Source organism: Roseobacter ponti, from assembly GCF_012932215.1.
GTDB lineage: Bacteria > Pseudomonadota > Alphaproteobacteria > Rhodobacterales > Rhodobacteraceae > Roseobacter > Roseobacter ponti.
Map to the genome: position 1 here is coordinate 149,621 of NZ_CP048788.1, position 14,064 is coordinate 163,684.

General features: G+C 60.8%; 16 protein-coding genes. All 16 read right to left on the reverse strand.

The features are described 5' to 3' along the window. Positions 1–12: 12 nt before the first annotated feature. Entirely contained in the window at positions 13–582 is a 570-nt protein-coding gene (gene hpf, locus G3256_RS00710) for a ribosome hibernation-promoting factor, HPF/YfiA family (RefSeq protein ID WP_169639013.1), read from the reverse strand. Positions 583–828: 246 nt separating this feature from the next. Then, the gene (gene lptB / locus G3256_RS00715; RefSeq protein ID WP_169639014.1) at positions 829–1,587 is read right to left on the reverse strand and encodes an LPS export ABC transporter ATP-binding protein; all 759 of its coding nucleotides are present in this window, start codon (positions 1,585–1,587) and stop codon (positions 829–831) included. Then, positions 1,587–2,078 (reverse strand): LptA/OstA family protein, encoded by a 492-nt coding sequence (locus G3256_RS00720; RefSeq protein ID WP_169639015.1) that lies wholly within the window; start codon positions 2,076–2,078, stop codon positions 1,587–1,589. Before G3256_RS00720 ends, lptB begins: the two co-directional genes overlap by 1 nt. Positions 2,079–2,082: 4 nt before the next feature. Then, complete coding sequence (locus tag G3256_RS00725) at positions 2,083–2,691, reverse strand: hypothetical protein (RefSeq protein ID WP_169639016.1); 609 nt, start codon at positions 2,689–2,691, stop codon at positions 2,083–2,085. 6 nt (positions 2,692–2,697) lie between these two features. Then, complete coding sequence (locus tag G3256_RS00730) at positions 2,698–3,660, reverse strand: KpsF/GutQ family sugar-phosphate isomerase (RefSeq protein ID WP_169639017.1); 963 nt, start codon at positions 3,658–3,660, stop codon at positions 2,698–2,700. Further along, entirely contained in the window at positions 3,657–4,271 is a 615-nt protein-coding gene (locus G3256_RS00735) for a ribonuclease D (protein WP_169639018.1), read from the reverse strand. The genes G3256_RS00730 and G3256_RS00735 overlap by 4 nt, the downstream gene beginning before the upstream one ends. A 51-nt stretch (positions 4,272–4,322) precedes the next feature. Then, positions 4,323–5,093, reverse strand: a complete 771-nt coding sequence (locus G3256_RS00740; RefSeq protein ID WP_169639019.1) for a PaaX family transcriptional regulator C-terminal domain-containing protein — start codon at positions 5,091–5,093, stop codon at positions 4,323–4,325. After that, the gene (gene paaZ, locus G3256_RS00745) at positions 5,083–7,125 is read right to left on the reverse strand and encodes a phenylacetic acid degradation bifunctional protein PaaZ (RefSeq protein WP_169639020.1); all 2,043 of its coding nucleotides are present in this window, start codon (positions 7,123–7,125) and stop codon (positions 5,083–5,085) included. The genes G3256_RS00740 and paaZ overlap by 11 nt, the downstream gene beginning before the upstream one ends. Positions 7,126–7,134: 9 nt before the next feature. Beyond that, positions 7,135–8,199 carry a 2Fe-2S iron-sulfur cluster-binding protein gene (locus G3256_RS00750; protein ID WP_169639021.1) on the reverse strand — a complete coding sequence of 355 codons (1,065 nt, stop codon included), beginning with the start codon at positions 8,197–8,199 and terminating at the stop codon, positions 7,135–7,137. A 1-nt stretch (position 8,200) separates the two neighbouring features. Further along, positions 8,201–8,668 (reverse strand): 1,2-phenylacetyl-CoA epoxidase subunit PaaD, encoded by a 468-nt coding sequence (paaD, locus tag G3256_RS00755; RefSeq protein ID WP_169639022.1) that lies wholly within the window; start codon positions 8,666–8,668, stop codon positions 8,201–8,203. Further along, on the reverse strand, positions 8,662–9,384 hold the full coding sequence (gene paaC, locus G3256_RS00760; protein WP_169642267.1) for a 1,2-phenylacetyl-CoA epoxidase subunit PaaC: 723 nt from the start codon (positions 9,382–9,384) through the stop codon (positions 8,662–8,664). Before paaC ends, paaD begins: the two co-directional genes overlap by 7 nt. Before the next feature lie 29 nt (positions 9,385–9,413). Beyond that, entirely contained in the window at positions 9,414–9,698 is a 285-nt protein-coding gene (gene paaB, locus G3256_RS00765) for a 1,2-phenylacetyl-CoA epoxidase subunit PaaB (RefSeq protein WP_169639023.1), read from the reverse strand. Between the two features lie 4 nt (positions 9,699–9,702). After that, entirely contained in the window at positions 9,703–10,695 is a 993-nt protein-coding gene (paaA, locus tag G3256_RS00770; RefSeq protein ID WP_169639024.1) for a 1,2-phenylacetyl-CoA epoxidase subunit PaaA, read from the reverse strand. A gap of 3 nt (positions 10,696–10,698) precedes the next feature. Continuing rightward, a complete protein-coding gene (gene pcaF, locus G3256_RS00775; protein ID WP_169639025.1) occupies positions 10,699–11,901 on the reverse strand; it encodes a 3-oxoadipyl-CoA thiolase in 1,203 nt (400 codons plus the stop codon). 96 nt (positions 11,902–11,997) lie between these two features. Beyond that, positions 11,998–12,720: a PAS domain-containing protein gene (locus G3256_RS00780; protein ID WP_169639026.1), complete on the reverse strand. Its 723-nt coding sequence runs from the start codon at positions 12,718–12,720 to the stop codon at positions 11,998–12,000. A 210-nt stretch (positions 12,721–12,930) separates the two neighbouring features. Then, complete coding sequence (locus G3256_RS00785) at positions 12,931–14,064, reverse strand: Gfo/Idh/MocA family protein (protein WP_169639027.1); 1,134 nt, start codon at positions 14,062–14,064, stop codon at positions 12,931–12,933.

Consider the following 14,064-nt stretch of genomic DNA (forward strand, 5'->3'; position numbering starts at 1 on the left):
TCGCCCGTGTGTCTATTCAGGATCTATCCAGCCGATATTGCCGTCGTCGCGGCGATATACGACATTTACTCCCTGCTTTCCCTCGTTGCGGAACACCAGTACCGGTGCGCCCGCCAGTTCCATCTGCATTACGGCCTCTCCCACAGAAAGAGAAGGAATTTTTGTCTCCATCTCCGCCACGATCATGGGCTGCAACGTTTCAGGTTCGTTTGACTCCTCTGAGTCGGAGTCTGAGGCGAGGATATATGAGGAAGCTCCGAAGATTTCAACTGGTTCTGCCCGATCTTTATGATGATCTTTCAACCTCCGCTTGTATCGGCGCAGCTGCTTTTCCATCTTTTCGCAACAGGCGTCGAACGCCGAGTAGATCTCATTCTGGTGGGCTTTGGCCTGAGCTGTCAGCCCGGTGGACAGGTGTACGGTGGCTTCACAGACAAATTCGTGACCGGATTTGGAAAAAACAACGACAGCTTCCGTGGGACGTTCGGCATATTTTTTGACGGCCTCGCCCAGTTCTTCTTTGACGTGGGTCTGAAGCGCTTCACCGATATCGATTTGTTTGCCGCTGATCTGGTACCGCATAGTCTCTCCTTCAAATGACGAACGCCCCTGCTCAGCACCGGCCCTGACGGGTCAGGTTCTGTTTCAGCAGACATTCCGGAATATGGCGCGGGGTTTAGTGTCTTTTGTCCCTGGCGGGCAGGCTCGGGTGCAAAAAGACGGAAACTTAAGAACGCCATGGTTATATTGAGCCAGATAACCGGCATCAGAGTCAAACAAAACAGGATCTGCGGAGCAGAAAAAATCGTTAACGAACTGACGGTTGGGTCAGGAGATCCGGAAGTTATCACCCAGATAGACACGGCGCACGTTTTCGTTGCTTACGACTTCCTCGGGGGTTCCGGACATCAGTACCTGGCCTTCGTGCAGGATATAAGCGCGGTCCACAATTTCCAGCGTTTCACGCACGTTATGGTCTGTAATCAGCACACCGATGCCGCGTTTCTTGAGGTCAGCCACGAGATGGCGGATGTCACCCACCGAGATCGGGTCGACCCCGGCGAAGGGCTCATCAAGCAGCAGGTATTTGGGGTTCGCGGCAAGGCAGCGCGCGATTTCAACCCGTCGTCGTTCCCCGCCGGAGAGGGCCAGAGCCGGCGCACGCCGCAGGTGTTCGATGGAGAACTCCGACAGCAGTTCTTCAAGGCGTTCACGGCGTTTGTGCCGGTGCTTTTCAGTGATGTCGAGGATGGCGGCGATGTTGTCCTGAACCGACAGGCCGCGAAAGATGCTCATCTCCTGCGGCAGATACCCGATTCCAAGCTGGGCGCGCCGGTACATCGGAAATCCTGTCACATCCTGTCCGTCAATCGTCACGGTGCCGCCTTCGGGCGTGACCAGACCGGCGATGGCATAAAACGTTGTGGTCTTGCCGGAGCCGTTCGGGCCCAGCAGGGCGGTGACCTCACCCCGGTCGAGATACATTGAGAAATCCCGGATCACGACCTTCTTGCGATAAGATTTCCGCAGATGCTCAATCCGCAGCCCGGGCGATCCTTCGGAAACTGTCAGGTCGGGTCGCGTCATTATCTCTCGCCGGTCTGCAGGACGGTGCGGACTTTGCCTTCCATCCGCGCTGTACCGGCGTTGAGTTCGACGGTCATGCGGTCGGAAGACAGGGTCGACGGGCCCTGCACCAGCAGCACATTACCCGTCATGACGATGGTGCCGTTGTCGATATCATAGTCAGCCTTCTCGGATTCCGCCGCATCCGCGCCCGAGACAAGTGTCACCCCGCCCGAGGCTTCGAGGCGGGCGATCCCGCTTGTGTCCTCGCGGTACACTACCAGCACACGCGCGGCAGAAAGGCGCATCTCGCCCTGGGAAATGACGACATTATCGGTGAAAACTGCGGTGCCGGTGGACTGATCGACCGAGAGGTTCTCGGCAGCGACCTCGACGGGAAGATCAGAAGACGACTGCAGGCTTCCGAATGCCACCTGCGCACCCTGTGCCCAGAGGCTGGTTGCAAAAACCGCTGCCAGGGCGGGAAATCCGAAAACTCTGAACAGCTTCACGTCGTTATTCTTCCACCTGTTTGGGTTGATATACCAGCTTCACACCGTTTGTGAAAACCATTTGGGCGGCCTCTCCGGCACCGGGAGAGAACATTCGCATTTTTCCTGCGGTGAGCTCTCCGCCCGGGGTCAGAGCAAAAACTGTTCCGGGGGACAAAAGCTCAAGCGACGTCAGCCTCGCATTCAGCAGCTGGCTGCGGACCTGCCAGCCCTGTGTGGTGGTCAGCACCACATTGCCGGCCAGCGCCGACCGGTCGCGCTGCAGATCGACGGAAGCGTTGTCGGCCTTCACATTGACGCCTGTGCCGCTGGCCAGCTCCATGCGCACAAACACATCGAGGGCGCGGGTTTCGCCCACCACGTCCTGCGGCGAGGTGACGGTTTCGGCAATCAGTGATATCTGATCACCGTTGGCGGTGGTGCCCGAAAAATAGGGTCCGGTCAGTTGCTGGTTTGCCAGGCGGTCGCGCACTTCAGGGTCGGCAAAGGGAATCGACGCGGTCGGATCAATCGCCCGAGAGAGCAGAAAAAGGGTCGACAGAAGCGCCAGTGCCATCAGCGGCAGGGCAACTTTGAGCCAGGCGACGGTGCGTGAATAGCTGTCCACCTGCATGACCCGTCACCCCAGCCCTGCGCGCAGGCAGTCATGGATATGAATGAGACCGCTTACCCGCCCGCTGGTTTCGGGATCCACCACCAGCAGGCAGGTGATCTCGCGGTCGTTCATCAGGCTGACGGCCTTTTCCGCCAGCGCGCCGGGGGCGATGGTCACCGGCGAGCGGGTCATGATCTCGCGCGCCGTGGCACCGGTCAGCCTGTCGAGATGGCGCCCGATGTCACCATTCGTGATGATACCCCGCAGCTCGCCGTCCGCATCGGTGACGGCCACAACGCCAAAGCCTTTCTGTCCGATGACGCGCAGGGCATCCGGCATCGGGGTTTCCTCGCGCACCATCGGAATGGCGTCACCGGTGTGCATCAGATCACCCACGCGGCTGAGTTGTGCGCCCAGTTTGCCGCCCGGATGGAAATCACGAAAGTTTTCCGGTGTGAAATCGCGGTGCTTCATCAGCGCGATGGCCAGTGCGTCTCCGACCGCCAGAGTCATTGTGGTCGAGATCGAGGGCACGACGCCTGTACCGCAGGCCTCGCCCAGCGAGGGCAGCTCGATGATGACATCGCATTGTCGCCCGAGACTGCTGCCCGGGTTTTTCGTGATGCCGAGCAGCGGAATGTCAAAGCGGCGCGAATAGGCGATCAGATTGGCCAGTTCCGGGGCCTCACCCGAATTCGATATCGCCAGCACCACATCCGCCGATGTTATCATGCCCAGATCTCCGTGGCTGGCCTCAGCGGGGTGTACGAACTGTGCCGGCGTGCCGGTGCTGGCCAGGGTCGCCGCGATCTTGCGCGCGATGTGGCCCGATTTACCGATGCCGGTCACGATCACGCGGCCACGACTGTTCAGCAACAGGTCGATGGCGTCACGAAAACGCCCGTCCAGCGTGTCTGCCAGCGTGGTCAGCGCCGCGGCCTCTGCACGGATCACCTCGCGGGCGGTATCGATAAACGGCGTTTTCATGCGTGCGCGAAGATGTCCGTCTCGGGCCAGCCTTCGAGATCGAGCCGCGCACGCACGGGCAGGAAGTCAAAACAGGCCTGCGCCATCTCCATACGTCCCTCTCGCTCCAGCATGGCGGTCAGCGCGTCGCGCAGCTGGTGCAGATACAACACGTCGGAGGCGGCGTATTCGATCTGCGCCTCGGTCAGGGTTGCGGCACCCCAGTCACTGGACTGCTGTTGTTTGCTGATGTCGATGTTGAGCAGTTCCTGCAGCAGTTTCGCCAGACCATGCCGATCGGTGTAGGTGCGCACCAGACGGCTGGCGATCTTCGTGCACCAGACCGGGCTGGCGGCAGCGCCGAAGGTGTTCAGCATCGCGGCGATATCGAACCGCCCGAAGTGAAAGAGCTTGAGCACGGTCTCATCTTCCAGCAGACGGCAGAGGTTCGGGGCCTCGGTCTGGCCTTTGCTGATCTGGACCAGATGCGCGTTGCCGTCACCACCCGAAAGCTGCACAACGCAGAGTCTGTCGCGATGCGGGTGCAGGCCCATTGTTTCGCAGTCGATGGCGACAACCGGACCAAGGTCAAGGTCGTCGGGCAGATCATGTCTGTAAACTGTATGTGTCATGTGCCTCCTATAGCGCGCCCCGAAGGTCTGTGAAAGCACGGGATTCGGGTCTCAGCTCCAGGTGTCTGTGCCGTTCGGGCGGGGAAGAGCCTGCAGCAGATCAAACACCAGTCTGTGGCACTCGTGCCCGCGCCAGCCTTGCGGAAAAACCGCTTCCGGCAGATCGGAGTGTTTGAGCACCAGACGCCGCCAGTTATGAACAATGAGGCACCGCAGCACCGCCCGTTGCACCGGCGGCAGTTGTATCAATTCAGGCAGGTCGGATCTGACACGCCTGAGTGTTTCAAAAAGAGCCGCATACTCCGCACATAGCGGAGCCGGGGCGACAGCATGGCGGAGCCGGTCAGGCAGTGTTTCGCCCTGCAACAGAGCCGCATCTGCCGGAACGAGCGCCCCCCTTGCAGCGATCAGGACGCCCGCCATCAACGGTGTATAGCCCATGGCGCGCAGAGCGGTTTCGCTGGTATCCTCAGGCGCCAGGATGATCTGCCACTCCCGAGGTATGCTGTCCGGTGATGCGTAGATCCGCGCGCTCGCGGCGACGGTTTCGCTTCGGCCGTGCGCTGTCAGGCTGTGGAGGCTTGTCCGTCCTGTCTTGCGCGATGTGATCCAGCCGTCGCGGCGCAGCCGGTGCAGGGCAACACGCGTGGCTTCCGGGCGCACATCCATCGCGGCCATAATTTTAGAGAGAGCCGGGCCGGGAATAGTGGCCCCTTTTTCCTGCGCCAGATCACCGAAGACAGAGACGATGAGCGACCAGACACGCTGGCCGCCGGGGCCGGTCAGTGCGCGTGCGTGGGTGGTAAAGGTTTCAGACTGCATTCATCGTCAGCAGGTCATATTCGGCAACGGTGGCGTCTTCCCCGTTGGTCAGTTTCACATGCCAGCGCACCTCGCCGTAGTCCTCGGTGCGTGGCGTTTTCGCTTTGACCGTCAGCGTCACGGTTATCACATCACCGGGGATTACCGGGGTCATGAAGCGCAGATTGTCGAGCCCGGTATTGGCCAGCACCGGCCCGGGATCGGGCTGAACAAACATGCCGGCGGCAAAGCTCAGCAGCAGATACCCGTGGGCGACCCTGCCGGGGAAAAACGGATTGGCTGCAGCGGCCTCTTCATCCATATGTGCGTAAAACGTATCGCCGGTGAAATGCGCAAAGGTTTCGATATCATCGGTGGTGATCCGGCGCGGGCCGGCGGTCAGTGTATCGCCGGGTACCAGATCGCCAAAGGAGCGCGTGAAAGGATGCGGTTTGCTACGGTCTTGCGTGGTGCCAGGCATCCACTGGCCGGTGATGCCCGAGATGATATCCGGGCTGCCCTGGATCGCGGTGCGTTGCATGTAATGCAGGACGCCGCGCACCCCGCCAAGCTCTTCGCCGCCGCCCGCCCGCCCCGGGCCGCCGTGGATCATATGCGGCAGCGGCGCGCCGTGTCCGGTGGCTTCTGTCATCGATGTGCGGTTGTTGAAATAAAGCCGGCCATGAAAGGACGCAGAGGCCAGAGTGATCTCGCGCGCCACCTCCGGGTCGCCCGTGAACACCGAGGCCACGAGCGAGCCCTTGCCCCGGTTCAGCAGTCGCGCGGCATGGTCCGTATCGCGGTATCCCATGACTGTGGCCACCGGGCCAAAGGCTTCGGTATTGTGCAGATGTACAGCATCATCCGGGGCCGCACAGTGAAAAAGCATGGGCGGCAGAAAGGCACCGTTTCGGGTGTTTTCCCCCATAACAGAGAAGCTGTCCGGATCGCCAAAGACACGCTCAGCCTCTTTGCTGAGCTGCGTGCATTTTTCGAGAACGTCGTTTTTCTTCTCCTGAGAGACGAGCGCGCCCATGTCGGTTGTATCCAGCCGCGGATCGCCGACGGTGGTCTCGGCCAGACGCCCGGACAATGCGGATATCACAGCGTCCACATGGCGTTCCGGGACCATCACGCGGCGAATGGCGGTGCATTTCTGGCCGGCCTTTACGGTCATTTCGCGGTGAACCTCTTTGACGAAAAGGTCAAATTCCTGCGTGCCGGGGCCAGCGTCTGTTCCAAGCACAGAGGCGTTCAGGCTGTCCTGTTCTGCGGTGAAACGCGTCGCACCGGCGAGAAGTCGGGGATTACTGCGCAGTTTGAGCGCAGTTTCGGCCGATCCGGTGAAACTCACCACATCCTGTCCGCCGAGATGATCAAGTAAATTACCGGTCCCGCCGGTGATCAGCTGCACGGTCCCCTCGGGCAGAAGCCCGCTTTGCAGGATCAGACGGACGCAGGCCTCGGTCACGTATGAGGTGGCTGTTGCCGGTTTCACAATTGACGGCACACCGGCGATGAGCGCAGGCGCCAGCTTTTCCAGCATGCCCCAGACCGGAAAGTTGAACGCGTTGATCTGCACTGCCACGCCCTGCAGCGGCATCGCGATATGCTGACCCATGAAAGTGCCTGTGCGGCTGATCTGTTCGGCAGCCCCGTCGATATAAACCTGCCCGGCGGGCATTTCGCGGCGGCCCTTAGACGCAAATACCAGCATGGTGCCGATGCCGCCGTCCACGTCGATCAGGTGATCTTTCTGTGTGGCACCGGTGTCAAAGCTGAGATTACAGAGCACTTGCCGGTGCTCTTTCAGCCAGAGCGCGAGGGCTTTCACCATGCGGGCACGATCATGGAACGTCATGGCGCGCAGCGCCGGACCGCCCTTATCGGTGGCCCAGCCCAGCATTGCCGCTGCATCGGGTGCATCGCTGCCCGCGCTGTAAAGGGGCTCACCGGTTACAGCACTGTGGATGACGCGCGCGCCGCTACCGGGCGGGATCCAGCGACCGGCAGCAAAACTGTGGACGGCGGTCAGGGCGCTGGTGTCGGGCATCACGCCTCCTTAATGGGTGTCGTATTCTACGGTGATCGTATCGCTCAGCGGGTAGCACTGGCAGGTCAGGACCATGCCCTGTTCGACCTCGTAATCCTCAAGCGCATGGTTGCTGAGCATCTGGTATTCGCCTTCCAGCACGCGAGCCTTGCAGGTTGAACAGACGCCGGCGCGGCAGGCAAAGGGCGCATCGAGCGCATTGTCCAGAGCGGCCTGCAGCACTGACTGGTCCCTGGGCATGGTGAAACTGCGGGTGATGCCTTCGACGGTGATATGTGCTTCGGTGCCGGGCGCGGATGCCGCGCGTTCGGCCAGGGCCGCGCGGGCAAGACGCCCCTGCTGGCTCTCGGTAAAGAGCTCAAAGCGGATTTTGTCGGGGTCCATTCCATGCGATTTCAGACTGTCTGCAATGGTGATCATCATCGGCTCCGGCCCGCAGATCAGTGCCATATCCATGTCGTCGATGTGGATCCACTGTGCGAAAAGGCCCGCACATTTCTCTGCATCGACACGGCCGGAAAAGAGCCCGATGTCCTGACCGGATTCCAGCACGTGGATAACCCGGAGCCGCTGCATATAGCGGTTTTTCAGGTCTTCAAGCTCTTCGCGAAACATGATCGTGTTTACCGCACGGTTGGCATAGACCAGCGTGAAGGTCGACCGCGGCTCCTCGTCCAGCACTGATTTCAGGATCGACAGCACCGGTGTGATCCCTGACCCGCCGGCAAACCCGAGGTAATTGCGCGTCTGATCAGGCTCTGTTCCGGGGAAAAACCGTCCCTGAGGGGACATGGCATGCAGGGTGTCACCGACAGTGAGATCCGCGTTGGCAAAGGTGGAAAAGGCCCCGCCGTCCACGCGTTTTATGCCCACCTGGAGCACGCCCTCCTGTGAGCCTGCGCAGATGGAATAGTTACGTCGGAGTTCTGTGCCCGCAAAATCCTGGCGGAAGGTCAGATACTGACCCGGTGTGAAGGCAAAAGCCCCGGGGTCCTGAGGGTGCAGGGTCAGCACAACGGCATCGCGGATGGTGCGATGAATGCCGGTGACGGTGAGAGGATGAAACCTGGCCATGTCAGATACACTTGAAATAATCAAAGGGCTCAAGGCAGGCGCGGCATCGCCACTGTGCCTTGCAGGGCGTGGACCCGAACTGGCTGATCCGCTCAAGGTTTTCTGAGTGGCATTGCGGACACCGTGCCGGGCCACCGGCAGGCTGGGGTGGTGCAATGCCATAGTCTTCGAGCTGTCGCCGCCCGTATTCGGTGATCCAGGCAGTTGTCCAGGCGGGCGAAAGCTGCGTTTTCAGGTGCAGCTTCTCGATACCCTGGTCGCGCAGCGCTGTTTCGATATCAAGGTTGATAATACGCGTCGCCGGGCAACCGGAATAGGTCGGCGTCACGATAATCTCCAGTGTTTCACCCTGCCAGACCACATCGCGGATCACGCCCAGATCAACGAGGCTGAGCACCGGGATTTCCGGATCAGGCACCGCCCTCAGCCAGTCGTAAACCGTCTCTGTTGAGGGCTTTTCCACTACCATGTCGCATCCGGATAGGCGCGTTGCAGCCATTGCATCTGCGTCAGAAGGTGTCCCAGATGTTCCGAATGACGCTTGCCGGTTTTGCCGCCCTTATGGGCGAAATCGCTTTCCGGCAGGGTCAGGGTCGCTCTTGTCATCACGGCCGTTACCCGTTCATCAAATACGGGGCGCAGGCTGGCAGGGTCTGGTGCAATGCCGGCGCTGGCCATTGCCTGGTCCACGTCATCGCTGGTGAACATTTCGCCAGTGTAGGGCCAGAGCCGGTCAAGGGCGGCCTGCATCCGGGCGTGGCTTTCATCAGAGCCGTCGCCAAGGCCGATGACGGTGTCAGAGGCACGCTCCAGATGATACGTGACCTCCTTGAGCGACTTCTCAGCGATGGCCGCAATGCCTTCATGCTCACTTTCGCACAGCGCTGAAAGGCAGGCCTGGTGCCAGGCATCAAAAAGAAACTGCCGCATGATCGTCCGGCCAAAATCGCCGTTGGGTTGTTCGACCAGCAGCAGGTTGCGGAAGTCCTTCACGTCCCGGCGAAACGCGAGCGCATCTGCATCCCGGCCTGCGCCTTCGACCTCGCCGGCGAGGTTCAGCCAGAGGGTCGTCTGCCCGATCAGATCAAGCGCTGTATTGGCAAGGGCGATGTCCTCTTCGAGCACGGGTGCCACGCCGCACCACTCCGACACCCGGTGTCCCAGCACCAGCGTGTTGTCGCCCATGCGGCAAAGGAATTCAAAGAGCGGGTCGCTCACATCGCACCTGCATCATCGGGGATGTCGAAAAAGCCGGGGTGCCGGTACACTTTGTCATTCGCGGGCTCATAAAACGGGCCTTTGTCGCCGGGTGATGAAGCCGCGATCTGGCGGGCCTCGACGACCCATATGCTCACGCCTTCATTGCGGCGGGTATAGACGTCACGGGCGTTTTTGATCGCGCCTTCGGCATCTGCGGCGTGCAGTGATCCGACGTGCCGGTGGCTGAGGCCATGCTGGCCACGGATGAAAACCTCCCAGAGGGGCCATTCGTTCTGCATTTTGCTACTCCGCCGCCAAAGCGCGGGATTTTTTCTTCTCCGCATGGGCCATCAGACCCTCGCGCACCCATGCGCCGTCGTCCCAGGCTTTGTTGCGCGCCTCCATCCGGTCGGCTGAACAGGGGCCGTTGCCGGCGAGCACTTCGAAAAACTCATCCCAGTCAGGTTCGGAAAAGTCGTAGTGGCCGCGGTCTTCGTTCCATTTCAGGTGTTCGTCGGGGACCGTCAGACCCAGGAAATCCGCCTGGGGCACTGTCTGGTCGACGAACTTCTGACGCAGTTCGTCATTGCTGTTCATCTTGATTTTCCACGCCATGTTCTGGGCGGAATGCACCGAGTTTTCATCGGACGGGCCGAACATCATCAGCGACGGATACCAGAAGCGGTCCAGTGCGTCCTGCGCCATGGCGCGCTGTTCTTTCGTGCCGTTGGCCATCTTCATCATGACGTCAAAGCCCTGGCGCTGGTGAAAGGATTCCTCTTTGCAGATCCGCACCATGGCGCGCGCGTAAGGTCCGTAAGACGTGCGCTGCAGCGGCACCTGGTTCATGATCGCGGCACCGTCGACGAGCCAGCCTACAGCCCCCATATCCGCCCATGTCAGGGTCGGATAATTAAAGATTGAGCTGTATTTCATTTTACCGCAGAGCAGGTCGCGGGTCAGTTCATCGCGGCTGACGCCAAGCGTTTCCGCAGCGCAATAAAGATAGAGCCCGTGGCCCGCTTCGTCCTGCACTTTGGCCAGCAGAATGGCTTTGCGCTCCAGCGTCGGCGCACGGGTGATCCAGTTGCCTTCGGGCAGCTGGCCCACGATCTCAGAATGCGCGTGCTGCCCGATCTGCCGGATCAGCGTCCTGCGGTAGCCTTCGGGCATCCAGTCGCGCGGCTCGATCTTGCCGCCGGCGTCAATGCGCTCCTGAAAGGCGCGCTCCTGCGGATCCATTTCTTCCAGTGTCTTCACCCTGCTGCCGGTCGATCTGATCATCTGCGCATACATTTCTCACACCCTCTCCAGAATAAGTGCCACGCCCTGGCCAACGCCCACGCACATGGTGCAGAGCGCATAGCGACCACCGGTCCGCCGCAGCTGATATGCTGCCGTTATCGCGAGCCGCGCGCCTGACATGCCGAGCGGATGGCCCAGTGCAATTGCGCCGCCCTGTGCATTCACATGCGGTGCATCGTCGGGCACCCCAAGGGCGCGCAGTGTTGCGAGCCCCTGTGCCGCAAAGGCTTCGTTGAGCTCGATCACATCCATCTGCCCGATGCTGAGCCCGGTGCGCGCCAGCAGCTTTTCGCAGGCCGGCACCGGACCGATCCCCATCACGCGCGGTTCCACGCCCGCTGCGGTCATGCCGACGATCCGTGCCATTGGAGTCAGCCCGTGTTCTTTTATCGCGGTATCCCCTGCGATCAGCATTGCGGCAGCACCATCGTTGACGCCTGACGCATTGCCCGCCGTCACCGTGAGGTCCGGGCCGTTGATGCCGCGCAGTTTGCTGAGCTTTTCAGGGCTTGTCTCCGGGCGAGGATGTTCGTCTTCGGACACCGTCACCGGATCGCCCCGGCGCTGCGGGATCACCACCGGACAGATCTCTTCGGCGAAGACACCTGCATTGTGCGCTGCGGCATAGCGTTCCTGACTGCGCGCGGCAAAAGCGTCCTGATCCGAACGGCTGATGCCGTAGTCTTCGGCTACATTATCCGCCGTTTCGGGCATCGAATGGGTGCCGTATTCCCGTTTCATCACAGGGTTCACAAAACGCCAGCCGATTGTCGTGTCGTAGAGTGCAGCAGCCCGGGAAAAGGCGCTGTCGGATTTCGGCATGACGAAAGGCGCGCGGCTCATGCTTTCAACGCCGCCGGCGATGCCAAGGTCCATGTCGCCCGCGCGGATGGCGCGCGAGACTGTGCCGACTGCATCAAGGCCCGACGCGCAGAGCCGGTTCAGCGTGATCCCCGGAACATCGACGGGCAGCCCTGCCAGAAGTGCTGCCATACGGGCCACGTTGCGGTTGTCTTCTCCGGCCTGGTTGGCGCAGCCCAGCACGACATCATCGAGGCGCGCCCAGTCAAGGTCGGGGTTACGCGCAATCAGCGCCCGGAGCGGTGCTGCGGCCAGATCATCGGCGCGCACCGCAGACAAAGCACCGCCATAGCGTCCGACGGGTGTGCGCTGCGCGTCACAGATATATGCCTGCATTCGATCCTCCGGTTGCCTTTAATACTAGGCCGCCGCGCGATTCGGTTCAATCAAAACGTTACCGTTTTTTCTGTTGTAATGATATTCCGTAACGTATCAGGCTGATCTGCTGCTCTTGTCTTTCTGATGCGCCGTTCCGGACATCGCGCGCAGTGTACCCGGCGCTTTCCCGTTTGTGGCTGCGGAGTTCTGCGGCCAGGCGTCATGTTCTCCGCTGCGGGGCGCATTTTCGCATCTTGCAAGGGCCTTACGGATGTCGCCGACAGCCTGCTGCACGCCGCGACACATCCCGATCAGACGATCCACCCGCCCGGTATTGTCGGTGCAGAAGAGATCGCTCTGCTGCGCGGCTTCGAACATGGAGACAAGGTTCTGTACCTGCAGATCCGCGAGGCTGGAGAAAAAGCGGATGTCATCGTGCATCCGCTGGTTCTTCCCGGCCTGCGCATCGCCCCGGATCTCAAAAGCCACTCCGATAACGCGGTCGCCTTTGCAGGGGAGCGGAACATGCTGCAATGACACATCCCAGAACCGCGGACCGTCCGGCGTGGGCAGAAGCTGCTCGAACCGCACGCCGGCCCGGGCATCCGCGCAGGTATTGCACCGCGATCTGACCGAATCCGCGCCATCCGCTGTGAAATCTGCCCAGCTTACCCCGTCAGCTGTTGTCGCATCAGGGCCGGCCGCCGTTCCAAAAGACTTGTTGACGCACAAAACCCGGAAGGGCGCTCCGGGCGCCGGTCTTTCGACGGCAAAAACCGGAAAGTGGAACTGGTTAAACAAAACCAGTAATTCGTCGGCGGAACTGTTCTGGAACATTGGACCTCTCTGTACCTGAGGAGCCCATGGTGTCGGAATATAGCTGTCAGTTTCTTACCGGAACCTTGGCGATTTTAGTAAAACTCCCCACAGTTTTTCTGAGTCTGCGGGGAATTTACCATATTTTCCAGAGAGTTATATGTCTCTTCGCGGGGGTGGCTCTGGTTGCGTAAACAGTCTGTTGATGGCCGCACCGACGCATATCTGTCCTCAGAGATTGATCCATGCGGCGTTCTTCGCCGAAGAGCGCACACAGGCGTCCACAAACTCCATACCGCGCAGCCCATCCTCTATTGTCGGATAGACCACATCCGGATCAGGCGTTTCTCCGTCGCGCCGCGCGATGATCGCCTGCGCTGCTTCGGAGTAGATATTGGCGAACCCTTCGAGATATCCTTCCGGATGGCCGGGCGGGATACGGCTCATGCGGGCTGCGGCGTCGCCGGCACCGGCACCATTGCGCGTGATCAGCCGTGTGGAGTCTCCCAGCGGTGTGAACCAGAGCCTGTTGGGATCCTCCTGCGCCCATTCCAGCCCCCCGTTTTCGCCGTAAACCCGCAGACGCAGCGCGTTTTCATTGCCGGGGGCCACCTGGCTGGACCAGAGCATGCCGCGCGCGCCACCATTAAACCGCAGCATCACATGCGCATTGTCATCCAGGCGGCGACCGGGAACGAAAGCCTGCAGATCCGCTGCGAGGCTTTCCACAGTGAGCCCGGTGACGAAGCAGGCGAGGTTATGGGCGTGTGTGCCAATATCGCCGGTTGAGCCGCCCGCGCCGGAACGCTCCGGGTCGGTGCGCCAGGCGGCCTGTTTGAAGTCCTGTTCTTCGCTCAGCCAGTCCTGCGGATACTCCACCTGCACAACCCGGATTTTTCCGATCTCGCCCGCCGCAATCATCGCGCGCGCCTGGCGTACCATCGGGTATCCGGTGTAATTGTGCGTCAGCACAAAAAGTGCGTCAGATTTCTCCGCCGCTTTGACCAGTTTGCGGGCGTCCGCCAGGGTCGAGGTCAGCGGCTTGTCGCAGATCACGTGAATGCCACGCTTGAGAAACTCCCGCGCGGCGGCGTAGTGCACGTGGTTGGGGGTGACGATGGCCACGGCTTCGATCCCGTTTTTCAGTCGAGCCTCGCGGATCGCCATCTGTTTGAAGTCGTCATAAATGCGGTCCTCCGGCAGACCGAGGGCCTGACCTGAAGCGCGTGATTTTTCCGGCGTGGACGACAGGGCCCCGGCAACGAGTTCATAGTGGTCGTCGATGCGCGACGCGATGCGGTGCACGGCCCCGATGAAAGCATCGTTGCCGCCGCCAACCATACCTAAGCGTATGCGATTGCTCAT

Coding starts and splice junctions, on each gene's coding strand:
- hpf (WP_169639013.1), bottom strand. CDS start 582: ATGCGGTACCAGATCAGCGGCAAACAAATCGATATCGGTGAAGCGCTT.
- lptB (WP_169639014.1), bottom strand. CDS start 1,587: ATGACGCGACCCGACCTGACAGTTTCCGAAGGATCGCCCGGGCTGCGG.
- G3256_RS00725 (WP_169639016.1), bottom strand. CDS start 2,691: ATGCAGGTGGACAGCTATTCACGCACCGTCGCCTGGCTCAAAGTTGCC.
- G3256_RS00730 (WP_169639017.1), bottom strand. CDS start 3,660: ATGAAAACGCCGTTTATCGATACCGCCCGCGAGGTGATCCGTGCAGAG.
- G3256_RS00735 (WP_169639018.1), bottom strand. CDS start 4,271: ATGACACATACAGTTTACAGACATGATCTGCCCGACGACCTTGACCTT.
- G3256_RS00740 (WP_169639019.1), bottom strand. CDS start 5,093: ATGCAGTCTGAAACCTTTACCACCCACGCACGCGCACTGACCGGCCCC.
- paaZ (WP_169639020.1), bottom strand. CDS start 7,125: ATGCCCGACACCAGCGCCCTGACCGCCGTCCACAGTTTTGCTGCCGGT.
- G3256_RS00750 (WP_169639021.1), bottom strand. CDS start 8,199: ATGGCCAGGTTTCATCCTCTCACCGTCACCGGCATTCATCGCACCATC.
- paaD (WP_169639022.1), bottom strand. CDS start 8,668: ATGGTAGTGGAAAAGCCCTCAACAGAGACGGTTTACGACTGGCTGAGG.
- paaC (WP_169642267.1), bottom strand. CDS start 9,384: ATGGGCGACAACACGCTGGTGCTGGGACACCGGGTGTCGGAGTGGTGC.
- paaB (WP_169639023.1), bottom strand. CDS start 9,698: ATGCAGAACGAATGGCCCCTCTGGGAGGTTTTCATCCGTGGCCAGCAT.
- paaA (WP_169639024.1), bottom strand. CDS start 10,695: ATGTATGCGCAGATGATCAGATCGACCGGCAGCAGGGTGAAGACACTG.
- pcaF (WP_169639025.1), bottom strand. CDS start 11,901: ATGCAGGCATATATCTGTGACGCGCAGCGCACACCCGTCGGACGCTAT.
- G3256_RS00780 (WP_169639026.1), bottom strand. CDS start 12,720: ATGTTCCAGAACAGTTCCGCCGACGAATTACTGGTTTTGTTTAACCAG.
- G3256_RS00785 (WP_169639027.1), bottom strand. CDS start 14,064: ATGAGCAATCGCATACGCTTAGGTATGGTTGGCGGCGGCAACGATGCT.